This is a genomic window from Mesobacterium hydrothermale (assembly GCF_035818635.1).
Taxonomy (GTDB): Bacteria; Pseudomonadota; Alphaproteobacteria; order Rhodobacterales; family Rhodobacteraceae; genus Mesobacterium_A; species Mesobacterium_A hydrothermale.
The window spans coordinates 92,727-104,207 of record NZ_JAYLLH010000005.1 but is presented as its reverse complement, the minus strand read 5'-3'; the positions used below and the strand labels follow the sequence as shown (position 1 = coordinate 104,207).

The following is an 11,481-nucleotide window of genomic DNA, read 5'->3' as shown; positions in this document are numbered from 1 at the left end:
CCCGCAATAACGCCCCATGCCGGGCGGATTTCCATGGCACGGGCCGGAACTGCGAACAGCACCGGATCAAAGCTGCCAATAAATGAGGCACCCGGGTTGAACGGGTTCAACGGGCCTGCTGCATCCAGTCATCCAGCGCCGCCACCTGTTCTGGTGTCATCCTCAGGCCCAGCTTGCTACGCCGCCAAACCACGTCTTCAGCCCGGCGGGCAAATTCATGGTCCATCAACCAGCGCACCTCGCGCTCTGTCAGGGACGCGCCGAAATCGCGGCCCAGATCCTTGGCAGTAACGGCATCTGCCAGCATCTCTGCCGCCTCTGCTCCGTAGGCGCGCACCAACCGCTTCGCCCAACGGTCTGTCAGGAACGGATACCCTGCTCTGAGCGCGGCGATCAGATCAGCCACGCCATCGAAAGGGAAATCTCCCCCCGGCAGCGGCACGCCCGCCGTCCAGTCCGGCTTGACCCCGCCCAGTTGCGTCCCGATCTTGGCCAGCGCGCTTTCGGCCAGCCGGCGATAGGTGGTGATCTTGCCGCCAAAGACGTTCAGCAACGGCGCGCCGCCTCCGGCATCGACTGTCAGCGTGTAGTCCCGCGTCGCCGCGGTCGCGCTCGATGCGCCATCGTCATACAGCGGCCGGACACCGGAATAGGTCCAGACGATGTCGTCGCGCGTCAGCTGCCGTTTGAAATACTGGTTCGCAAAGGCGACCAGGTAGTCCTGCTCCGCCTCTGTGCATTCGGGGCGCTGCGAGGGATCTGGATGGTCGGCGTCGGTGGTGCCGATCAGGGTGAAATCTGTCTCATACGGGATCGCAAAGATGATCCGACCGTCAGTTCCTTGAAAGAAATAGCACTTGTCGTGGTCGTAAAGCTTACCGGTCACGATATGACTGCCGCGCACCAGACGCACGCCTTCACGCGTGTTCCGATGAAGTTTCTGCTGCAACACGTCGGCCACCCACGGCCCTGCCGCGTTGATCAGCATCCGCGCGTGGTGGGTCCGGGTGGTCCCGCTTTCGGTATCGCGCGTCTCGACCCGCCACAGGGCGCCATCGCGCTCGGCCCGCACCACTTCTGTTCGCGTCAGAATCTGCGCCCCGCGCGCCTGCGCATCGCGGGCGTTCAGGGCAACCAGCCGGGAATCTTCGACCCAGCAGTCGGAATATTCATACGCCTTGGTGAAACGGTCCTGCAAAGGTGCGCCTTCGGGCGACCCCGCCAGATCAACCCGCGATGTGCCGGGCAGGATCTTTCGCCCACCCAGATGGTCGTAAAGGAAAAGCCCCAGCCGGATCAGCCACGCCGGGCGGCGGCCCTTCATCCACGGCATCAGCGCAGACAGAAGCCGCGACGTGGGCGTTTCGGAATCGAACCGCATGTCCCGATGATACGGCAGAACAAACCGCATCGGCCAGCTGATGTGCGGCATGGCGCACAACAACACCTCGCGTTCGATCAGTGCTTCGCGCACCAGGCGGAATTCGAAGTATTCAAGGTACCGCAACCCGCCGTGGAACAACTTGGTCGAGGCAGAGGAGGTGGCAGAGGCCAGGTCGTTCATCTCGGCCAAGGTCACCGACAGACCCCGCCCCGCCGCATCGCGCGCGATCCCGCAACCATTGATCCCGCCGCCAATGACGAAAAGATCGGTCACATCCTGTGGCTGGCTGGTCATGCTTCGGTCCTTTGGCGCGCTTGGGGTCAGGCTATGCCGAAAGCTTCGCAGAGTCGCAAACAAAAATTTTCGTTTTCTTTCCTTATGACGTCACATTTCATAAAAACGACAAATTTTCGCGGGCCATCAGGTAAAATCATCGCTTCAAACCCTTGCGAAATGTTCGTTTCCCCGCCAGTTTGCGGGCGCGTCCGCTCTGATCGAAAGCCCGCAATGTCCCAGACCTTTCGCCAGCCAGAGATCCTGGAAATCGCCCGCAGCAGCGGCAAGGTGACGGTGGACGGACTGGCGCAGCATTTCGGGGTGACGCTGCAAACCATTCGCCGCGACCTGACCGAACTGGCCGAAGCGGGCAAGCTTGAACGCGTGCATGGCGGGGCGGTGCTGCCCTCGGGCACCACGAACATTGCCTATGACGACCGCCGCGCGCTGAATCCCGTTGCGAAAACCGCGATTGCCCGCGCTTGCGCCGCGCGCATCCCGAACGCTTCTTCGCTGTTCCTGAACATCGGCACCAGCACCGAAGCGGTGGCCCGCGCCCTGCTGCATCATGAAAACCTGATGGTCGTGACCAACAACATGCACGTCGCCAACATCCTTGCCGCCAACCCGGGGTGCGAGGTCGTCGTGACCGGTGGGCACTTGCGCCGTACGGATGGCGGGCTGATTGGTACGCTGGCCACGGATACGATCACTAAATTCAAGTTCGATCTTGCCGTGATTGGCTGTTCCGCGCTGGATCAGGACGGCGACATCCTTGATTTCGATATCCAGGAGGTCAGCGTCAGCCAGGCGATCCTGCGGCAGGCGCGGCGCACCTTCCTTGTGGCCGACCGGTCGAAATTCACCCGCAGCGCCCCGGCGCGGATCGCGTCCCTGGCGGACATCGACACGTTCCTGACCGATGCGCCGCTGCCCGGCGAATTGCCTGATGCCTGCGCCCAATGGGGGACAGAGGTGGTTGTGGCAGACCCCGGTTGACACGAAAAAGGCGCGCCACCGTGGACGCGCCCTTGTCGATTCATGCGGGCCGGATCAGTCCAGCCAGCCCTTCAGGTTGTCTTCGACCACGGCCATCAGCGCCTTGATATGCGCGGCATCGTCGTTGAGGCAGGGGATATAGGTGAACTCTTCCCCGCCGGCATGTTCAAAGCTTTCCTTGATCTCTTCGTTGATCTCTTCCAGCGTTTCGATGCAGTCGGCGGAAAACGCGGGGGCGATCACCGCGATCTTCTTCTTGCCCTGCTTGGCCAGCTCGGCCACATGTTCCACGGTGTACGGACGCAACCATTCCTCGGTGCCGAAAACCGACTGGAAGGTGGTGACGATCTTGTCATCGGCCCAGCCCAGACGTTCCTTCAGCAGGCGCGTGTTCTTCTGGCACTGGCAATGATACGGATCGCCCTCCAGCAAATAGCGTTTCGGCATGCCGTGGTAGGAACAGACAAGGATATCGGGCTGGCTGTCCATCGCGGCATAGGCACGCTCGACCGACTGCGCCAGGGCATCGATATACAGGGGATGGTCGAAATAGGCCGGGATCGTGCGCGCCGCCGGTTGCCATTTCTCCTCCATCAGGGCGCGGAAGAACTGGTCGTTCGCGGTGGCCGAGGTCGCGCCCGCCTGCTGCGGATACAGCGGTACGAACAGGATCTTCTGGCACCCGGCCTCGACCATCTTGCGGACCACGGATTTCGTCGACGGATTGCCGTAGCGCATGCAGAAATCCACCATCACCTGATCGCCGTAGCGTTCAGCCATCGCGGCGGTCATCGCAGCGGTCTGGTCCTTGGTGATGGTCATCAGGGGGCTTTCGTCCTTCTCGGTGTTCCAGATCGACCGGTAGGCCGCACCGCTGGTGAAGGGACGCTTGGTCAGGATGATCAGTTGCAGCAACGGCTGCCACTTCCAGGCCGGATAGTCGATGACCCGCTTGTCGGACAGGAATTCGTTCAGATACCGCCGCATCGACCAGTAATCGGTCGCATCCGGCGTGCCCAGGTTGGCCAGAAGCACGCCCACCTTGGCAGCCGGGATCGCCGGGTGATCAGACGGCGCGTGTTCCGGGCGGACGGCGTGTTTGGCAGTATCCAGCATGTGTTCTTCCCTGTTCCCCTGAGGTCCGGTGCCTCAGATATAGCCTGAGCGCCGGACGTCAATCTTTGAGCGGCGATTCCTTGGTCCCCAGCGCATCCGCCAGACGTTGTGCCGCAGAACCCGGGCGCAGAGGTTTCTGCTGGCTGTCGTCGGGGGCCCAGCCGTGCAGAAAGATCAATTCGAACGTCGCTGGAATACGGCCATCCGGGCCGGCGTGGGTTTCGGCATAGCTCTGCGCCGCGCGCAGCAGCACGCCCCGCCGTGTCGGGTGGCGCAGCCGGGCAGCCAGCGCATTGCCTTCGCCCATCGCGCGCAGGTCGCGCATCAGATGCAGTGGCGTGGCATAGCTGACGGTCAACGGCAGGCTGTCGGCCACCGGCAGCGCGAAACCCGCCCGCTGCAGCAGCCCGCCCAGGTCGCGGATTTCCCCCATCGGCAGAACCCGTGGCGACAAGCCGCCGGTTTCCGCCACCTCGGCCGCGGCAAGCGCGCTGCGCAATTCGTGCAGCGTAGTTCCGCCGAAACTGACCGCCATCAGCAGCCCGTCGGGGCGCAGCGCGCGGCGGCACTGGATCAACTGCCCGACCGGATCGTTCGACCAGTGCAGGCAAAGCGCGTGAATCACCAGGTCTTGCGTGCCTTCGGTCAGGTCCAGCACCTCGGCATCGGGCACGATGCGGGCCCCGGGGATCGCCCCCTGCCAGACCTGTGGAAAGGGCGTCACCACGGCGACGTCCGTAAACGTCCTGTTAACCATCGCCAGCCGATCCTGCACCTCGTCCCGCGCGGTTTCGTGCAGGAACAGCGCATCGGCCTGCGCGCGGGCACGGTTGCGCGCAAGGGCGGTCAGATCGGTCAGGGGCGGCGGTGTCGTCATGAGGAGTGCATAGAATGCTGGGCGCGGCGTTGCAAACGGCTGTTCGCGTGCTTTACCCGCCGCGCTGCCTGTCCTGCGGCGGCATGGTCGAACAGGATTTCGGCCTGTGCGGCATCTGCTGGCGCGACACGCCGTTCATCACGGGCCTGGTCTGCGACAGCTGCGGCACGCCGTTGCCCGGGGAATCCAACACGATCGAACACTGTGACGCCTGTTTGCAAATTGCCCGCCCCTGGGATCGGGGCCGCGCCGCGCTGCTGTATCAGGATACCGGGCGCAAGCTGGTGCTGGCGCTGAAACATGGTGATCGACACGACATCGCGGACCCCGCCGCGCTGTGGCTGGCCCGCGCGCTGCGCCCGATCCTGCCCGACGCGCCGCTGATCGTGCCGGTGCCGTTGCACCTGATCCGCCTTTTGCGCCGCCGGTTCAATCAGTCCGCGTTGCTGGCGCAGGCGCTGGCGGAATGTCTGAAGGCCGATTGCTGCCCCGATGCGCTGCTGCGCCCCACCCGTACGCCCAGCCTTGACGGTCAGACCCGCGAGGAACGTTTTGCCACCATGTCCGGTACCCTGATCGCCAATCCCAAACGCCGCGCACAGATTTCCGGTCGCAACGTGGTAATCGTCGATGACGTGATGACTTCGGGCGCGACGATGGCCGCCGCCGCCGAGGCCTGCCATGACGCTGGCGCAAACACGGTTTGCATTGCGGCGCTGGCGCGCGTTGCAAAGGATGCCTAAATCTCCGACAAATGGGGACAAAGGGGTACACCGATGCAAGATGTTGAAATCTATACCACGCCATTTTGCGGCTTCTGTCACGCGGCCAAGCGCCTGCTGACCCAGAAAGGCGTGGCGTTTTCCGAAGTCGACGTGTGGTCGGAAGCCGACCGCAAGGCCGAAATGGTCCAACGCGCCAATGGCGGGCGCACCGTGCCGCAGATCTTCATCGGTGGCACTCATGTCGGTGGTTGCGATGACCTGTATGCGCTGGAAAGGGCGGGCAAGCTGGACCCGCTGCTGCAAGCGTGATGCGGGCGGCGCTGCTTCAGATCAGCTCGACCGATGATCCGGCGGAAAACCTGGCGACCGTCAACGCGATGCTGCAACAGGCGAAAGCGGGCGGTGCCGGGTTTGCCCTGACGCCAGAAGTAACGAACTGCGTGTCGCAAAGCCGCGACCACCAGCGTGCGGTTCTTCATCCGCAGGACAGCGATCCGACGCTGGCGGGTCTGCGTGACGCCGCGGCGCGCTTAGGGCTGTGGCTGTTGGCCGGATCGTTGGCGGTGAAATCGGACCCGCCCGAAGACCGCTTTGCCAACCGGTCTTTCCTGATCGCGCCCAATGGCGACATCCACGCCTGGTACGACAAGCTGCACATGTTCGACGTGCAGGTGACCGAAACCGAAACCTTCCGCGAAAGCGCCGGTTTCGCGCCGGGCAACCGCGCCGTCGTCGCTGAAACGCCCTTTGGCAAGGTCGGCATGGCGGTGTGCTATGACCTGCGCTTTCCGTATCTTTTCCGTGACCTGGCGCAGGCGGGGGCGACGATCCTGACGGTGCCGGCCGCGTTTTCGCCCGCCACCGGCGTCATGCACTGGGAACCGCTGCTACGCGCCCGCGCGATCGAAAACGGTGCCTATGTCCTGGCCCCGGCGCAGACTGGCAAACACAAGCTGAGCACAGGCAAGCCGCGCACAACCCATGGGCATTCGCTTGCGGTTTCACCATGGGGCGAGGTTCTGGTTGATGCCGGCACCGCGCCGGGCGTGAGTTTCGTTGACCTCGACCCGGCAGCCGTGCAGGATGCGAGGCGGAAAGTCCCGTCTTTACAACATGATAGAAAATACAGCCCTCCGGATGCGTGAACACAATGCCCTTGCGATCTCGCTGTTCAGCGAGCTGCTGACAGCGGATCAGCTGGTGCGGAACCGGCTGACACGGGTGTTGCCCGACCGGATGGAGATCTCGCATTTCTCGGTGCTGAACCACCTTGCTCGGGGCGGGTCGGAAAAGACCCCGGCGCAACTCGCCAAGAGCTTTCACGTCACGCGCGGAGCAATGACCAACACGCTGACCAAGCTGGAAATCGCGGGCTATATCCACATCCGCCCCGACTGGGACGACGCCCGGCGCAAGCTGGTGTCGATCAGCACCGCAGGCCGCCGCGCCCGCGACAGCGCGCTGGATGCGATCACGCCGCTGATCAACGAAATGGTCGCCGAACTGGGCGATGACAAGGTCCGCGCCGCCCTGCCGGTGCTGCGCGAGTTGCGGGTAAAGCTGGAAAGCGATGGCTGACCGGGGCACCTGCCCCGCCATTCAGTGCGCTTCAGCCCAGTTGGCGCCCTTGCCCGCATCCACGATCAACGGCACGTCCAGCTTGACCACCGGCTCTGCCGCGCCCTGCATCACGTCGCGTGCCGCGGCGATCAAGTCATCGACCGCGCCTTCCTCGACCTCGAACAGCAGTTCGTCGTGCACCTGCAACAGCATCTTGGCGGGAAGCCCCGCAATTGCGTCATCCATCCGCACCATCGCCCGGCGGATGATGTCCGCCGCGGTCCCCTGGATCGGGGCATTGATCGCCGCACGTTTGGCAAAACCTGCGCGCGGACCCTTGGCGTTGATCTCTGGCGTGTGGATGACCCGCCCGAACAGGGTTTCGACACGGTTGTGTTTCTGGGCAAAGGCCGTGGTCTCTTCCATGTAGGTCTTGATGCCAGGGAAACGTTCGAAATACCGGTCGATAAAGCCCTGCGCCTCGGCCCGCGGGATGCGCAGGTTGCGCGCCAGACCAAAACCCGAGATGCCATAGATCACACCAAAGTTGATGGCCTTGGCCTGCCGCCGCACGTCCGGGGTCATTTCGTCCAGCGGCACGCCGAACATTTCCGACGCGGTGGCGGCGTGAATGTCCTGCCCTTCGCGGAAGGCCTGTTTCAGCGCCTCGATATCGGCGATATGCGCCAGGATGCGCAGTTCGATCTGGCTGTAGTCAAGGCTGACCAGAACCTTGCCCGGCTCGGCCACAAAGGCCTCGCGGATGCGGCGGCCTTCTTCTGACCGGACGGGGATGTTTTGCAGGTTCGGATCGGTCGAGGCCAGACGCCCGGTGTTCGCCCCCGCGATGGAATAGGACGTGTGCACCCGGCCAGTGTCCGGGTTGATGTGGTCCTGCAACGCATCGGTATAGGTCGATTTCAGTTTCGACAGTTGACGCCAGTCCAGCACCCGGCGCGGCAGTTCATGTTCTGTCGCAAGGTCTTCCAGGATATCCGCGCCGGTGGAATATTTGCCGTTCTTGCCGCGCTTGCCGCCCTCGAGCCCCATCTTGTCGAACAGGATGTCACCCAGTTGCGCGGGCGATCCGACGTTGAATGCTTCCCCGGCAAGTTCGTGAATCTCGGACTCCAACCCGGCCATCTTCTGGGCGAAGGCGTTGGACATGCGCGACAGCGTATCGCGATCCACCTTGATGCCCGCCATTTCCATCCGCGTCAGCACTGGTACCAGCGGGCGTTCCAGCCCTTCATAGACACGGGTGACGTGGGCTTTGTGCAATTGTGGCTTGAACAGGTGCCACAGGCGCAGGGTCACGTCGGCATCTTCGGCCGCATATTTCACCGCGTCGTCGATCGGCACCCGCTCAAAGGTGATCTGGCTCTTGCCGGTGCCCAGCAATTCCTTGATCGGGATCGGCTGATGCCCAAGGTACTTTTCCGACAGGAAATCCATCCCGTGGCTGTGTTCCCCGCCGTGCATCGCATAAGACATCAGCATGGTGTCGTCGATCGGGGCCACGTCGATGCCATAGCGCCTCAGCACCTTGGCATCGTATTTCATGTTCTGCCCGATCTTCATCACAGCCGGATCTTCCAGCAGCGGCTTCAGCGCATCCAGCGCGTCGTTCAGCGGAATCTGCCCTTCGGCCAGATCGTCAGAGCCGAACAGATCATCCGCGCCGCCTGCCTTGTGCGTCAGCGGGATGTAGCACGCCGCGCCGGGGTCGATGGACAGGCAGACACCGACCAGATCTGCACGCATTTCGTTCAGCCCGGTGGTTTCGGTGTCGACCGCGACCCAACCCTTGTCCGTGGCCCGTGCGATCCAGTCGCGCAGCCGATCCATGTCGCGCACGCATTCGTATTTGGATGCGTCGATGGCGGGCCATTCCGGCGCTGTGCTGCCCGGCGCATCGGGCACGTCGGCGGGCGCGTCGGTAATCACCGGGGCCTCGGCACCCAGCGCGTCGGCGATGCGCCTGGTCAGGGTGCGGAATTCCATCTCGGCCAGGAATCCCAACAGGGTTTCGGGATCGGGGTCCTTCACCTCCAGGTCGTCCAGCGTGAAATCCAGCGGGGTGTTGCAGTCCAGTTGAACCAGCCGCTTGGACAGCTCGATCTGGTCGCGTTTCTCGATCAGGGTTTCGCGTCGCTTGGGCTGCTTGATCTCGTCGGCGCGATCCAGCAGCGCTTCGAGAGAGCCAAATTCGTTGATCAGCAAGGCGGCGGTCTTGATCCCGATCCCCGGGGCCCCGGGCACGTTGTCGACACTGTCACCCGCCAGCGCTTGCACATCCACCACGCGGTCCGGCCCGACGCCGAATTTTTCGCGCACGCCGTCCACGTCGATGCGCTTGTTTTTCATCGCGTCCAACATTTCGACGCCGTCACCCACCAGCTGCATCAGGTCCTTGTCGGAACTGATGATCGTTACCCGGCCCCCGGCATCGCGCGCCTGGCAGGACAGCGTGGCGATGATGTCATCGGCCTCGTAGCCTTCCAGCTCCTTGCAGGCGATGTTGAACGCCTCGGTCGCTTTCCGGGTCAGGGGGATCTGCGGCCGCAGGTCTTCGGGCATCGCCTCGCGGTTGGCCTTGTACTGATCATAAAGATCGTTGCGGAACGTGTGGCTGCCCTTGTCAAAGATCACCGCGACATGGGTCGGCGCATCGGGGCCAGAGTTGCCTTCGACGTAGCGGTGCAACATGTTGCAAAAGCCGCTGACCGCCCCGATGGGCAGCCCGTCGGACTTCCGCGTCAGCGGCGGCAGCGCGTGATAGGCGCGAAAGATGAAGGCCGATCCGTCGATCAGGTGCAGGTGGCATCCCTTGCCGAATTGCGTGCCCATGGGCGTCATCCTCCGCGGTTCTTGTGGGGTCTGTTCTGGCATGATCGCCGCCGCGCCGCCAGCCGATGTTTGGCGGTTGCGTTTCGGTTCGAGGCTTCGCACAAAAGATGGGACCAGATTTCGACAGACGACCGAGGCAGAGATGACCGCAGACCTTCCCGCAGACTGGCAGATTGACGAACGCGTCGAAGCCGAAGCCCGTGCTCTGCGCCATGCGCTTCACCGTGCACCGGAACTGTCGAACCACGAGGTCGAAACCGCCCGGATGATCGCCCATCACCTGGCCCCGTTGAACCCCACCCGTTTGCTGACAGGGCTGGGCGGAACCGGCGTTGCGGCGGAATTCGGCCGCGGTGACCGCGCATTGATGATCCGCTGCGAACTGGACGCGCTGCCGATTCTGGAAACCGGCACACCGGCCTATCGGTCCGAAACCGCAGGGGTGGCGCATTCCTGCGGCCATGACGGACACATGGCGATCCTCTATGCCGTGGCACAGTGCCTGTCGCGCCGCCCGCCCGACACCCGCGTGATCCTGTTGTTCCAACCCGCAGAGGAAAGCGGCGATGGCGCGCGCGATGTCATCGCCGACCCGCGGTTTGCCGATTTGCGGGCCAGCATGGCGGTTTCGCTGCACAACTTGCCGAAAATTCCACTGGGCTCTGTGTCCTTGCAGCCCGGCCCGGTCAACTGCGCCTCACGCGGGGTCAAGATCGTGCTGACCGGACGCACCTCGCACTCGTCGCAACCGCAGAACGGCCGATCGCCGGGCAGCGCACTGGTGGCCCTGATCCCGGCATTGGAGGCGCTGACAAACAACGTCGCCACCGACGCGCCCGGGTTCCGACTGACCACCGTCACCCATGCCGTTCTGGGCGAACAGGCGTTCGGCATCTCGCCCGGCCGGGCCGAAGTCTGGGTCACCCTGCGCACACTGCTCGACGATGACATGGCCGCCCTAGAAGGCGAGGCACGGGCCCTGGTCGCCAACCTCGCTGGCGTTTTTGCGCCCGAGATCACGATTCACGAACCCTTCGGCCATTGCATCAACGATGAGCAGGCCACCGCGCTTCTCGACCGCGCCTGCGCGCCGCTGCCACGCGTCTCCGAAGGGCTGCCCATGCGCGCGTCCGAGGATTTTGGGCTTTTTGGCCACCACATGCCCAGCGCAATGCTGTTCCTGGGCTCGGGCGAAGATCACCCCGAACTTCACAACCCTGACTATGACTTCCCCGACGCCCTGATCCCGGTCGGTGCCGGTATCTTCCTCCGCGCCATCAAGGAATTCGCCGGCAACGCGTGACAGGCCAGGAAACACCGCCGCCACAAGCCGGACGCCGGTCGCCCCGCGGGCGTATCCAAAGTGACGCGCGCGTCACGCGACCGGGGACAGGATCAGCCGCAGCCGTTTCAGGCTTTGTCCTTGAAATCCGCGTGGACGTATTTCGCGTCGCAATAGGGGCATTCGACCACGCCGCTTTCATGCGGAATCTGCAGCCAGACCCGGGGATGGCCCAACGCCCCTTCACCGCCGTCACAGGCGATGCGATAGCTGTCCACGATCTTGGTTTCGGGCGCTTCGGTGGTCATGGGCTTCGGTCCCTTTTCGCGAAATCTGCACTCTCAGCGTTATGGGCGATGCGCGAACCCGAGGCAAGAGTGCGCCGCACGCAACGCGCACCCCGAACCCGATG

At 63.7% G+C, this 11,481-nt stretch carries 11 protein-coding genes; 6 read left to right on the top strand and 5 right to left on the bottom strand.

Translation table 11 applies throughout. From position 1 onward, the window contains the following. Nucleotides 1-106: 106 nt before the first annotated feature. A complete protein-coding gene (gene glpD / locus VK792_RS05470) occupies nt 107-1,678 on the bottom strand; it encodes a glycerol-3-phosphate dehydrogenase (protein ID WP_326296350.1) in 1,572 nt (523 codons plus the stop codon). A 213-nt stretch (nt 1,679-1,891) separates the two neighbouring features. On the opposite strand from glpD, the gene VK792_RS05465 reads away from it, so the two are divergent. Next, a complete protein-coding gene (locus VK792_RS05465; protein WP_326296349.1) occupies nt 1,892-2,659 on the top strand; it encodes a DeoR/GlpR family DNA-binding transcription regulator in 768 nt (255 codons plus the stop codon). A 54-nt stretch (nt 2,660-2,713) separates the two neighbouring features. Here VK792_RS05465 and hemH read toward each other — a convergent pair whose 3' ends face one another. Continuing rightward, a complete protein-coding gene (gene hemH, locus VK792_RS05460) occupies nt 2,714-3,775 on the bottom strand; it encodes a ferrochelatase (protein ID WP_326296348.1) in 1,062 nt (353 codons plus the stop codon). Nucleotides 3,776-3,833: 58 nt separating this feature from the next. Then, a complete protein-coding gene (locus VK792_RS05455; protein ID WP_326296347.1) occupies nt 3,834-4,652 on the bottom strand; it encodes a methyltransferase domain-containing protein in 819 nt (272 codons plus the stop codon). Between the two features lie 14 nt (nt 4,653-4,666). Here VK792_RS05455 and VK792_RS05450 point away from each other — a divergent pair, with 14 nt between their 5' ends. From VK792_RS05450 to VK792_RS05435, 4 genes are read left to right on the top strand one after another with little or no spacing between them, the layout of a single operon-like run. Then, on the top strand, nt 4,667-5,395 hold the full coding sequence (locus VK792_RS05450) for a ComF family protein (RefSeq protein WP_326296346.1): 729 nt from the start codon (nt 4,667-4,669) through the stop codon (nt 5,393-5,395). A gap of 33 nt (nt 5,396-5,428) precedes the next feature. After that, nucleotides 5,429-5,686 (top strand): glutaredoxin 3, encoded by a 258-nt coding sequence (gene grxC / locus VK792_RS05445; RefSeq protein WP_326296345.1) that lies wholly within the window; start codon nt 5,429-5,431, stop codon nt 5,684-5,686. Further along, nucleotides 5,686-6,522: a carbon-nitrogen hydrolase family protein gene (locus tag VK792_RS05440; protein ID WP_326296344.1), complete on the top strand. Its 837-nt coding sequence runs from the start codon at nt 5,686-5,688 to the stop codon at nt 6,520-6,522. Before grxC ends, VK792_RS05440 begins: the two co-directional genes overlap by 1 nt. Continuing rightward, the gene (locus VK792_RS05435) at nt 6,515-6,955 is read left to right on the top strand and encodes a MarR family winged helix-turn-helix transcriptional regulator (RefSeq protein ID WP_326296343.1); all 441 of its coding nucleotides are present in this window, start codon (nt 6,515-6,517) and stop codon (nt 6,953-6,955) included. Before VK792_RS05440 ends, VK792_RS05435 begins: the two co-directional genes overlap by 8 nt. A gap of 21 nt (nt 6,956-6,976) precedes the next feature. On the opposite strand, the gene polA is transcribed toward VK792_RS05435, so the two are convergent. Continuing rightward, a complete protein-coding gene (gene polA, locus VK792_RS05430) occupies nt 6,977-9,787 on the bottom strand; it encodes a DNA polymerase I (protein ID WP_326296342.1) in 2,811 nt (936 codons plus the stop codon). Nucleotides 9,788-9,929: 142 nt separating this feature from the next. Between polA and VK792_RS05425 the strand changes: the two genes are divergently transcribed. Further along, nucleotides 9,930-11,090, top strand: coding sequence for an amidohydrolase (locus tag VK792_RS05425; protein ID WP_326296341.1), 1,161 nt, complete (start codon nt 9,930-9,932; stop codon nt 11,088-11,090). Between the two features lie 107 nt (nt 11,091-11,197). Here the strand turns inward: VK792_RS05425 and VK792_RS05420 are convergent, their stop codons facing one another. Next, nucleotides 11,198-11,377, bottom strand: a complete 180-nt coding sequence (locus VK792_RS05420) for a zinc-finger domain-containing protein (RefSeq protein ID WP_326296340.1) — start codon at nt 11,375-11,377, stop codon at nt 11,198-11,200. Between the last annotated feature and the right edge of the window lie 104 nt (nt 11,378-11,481).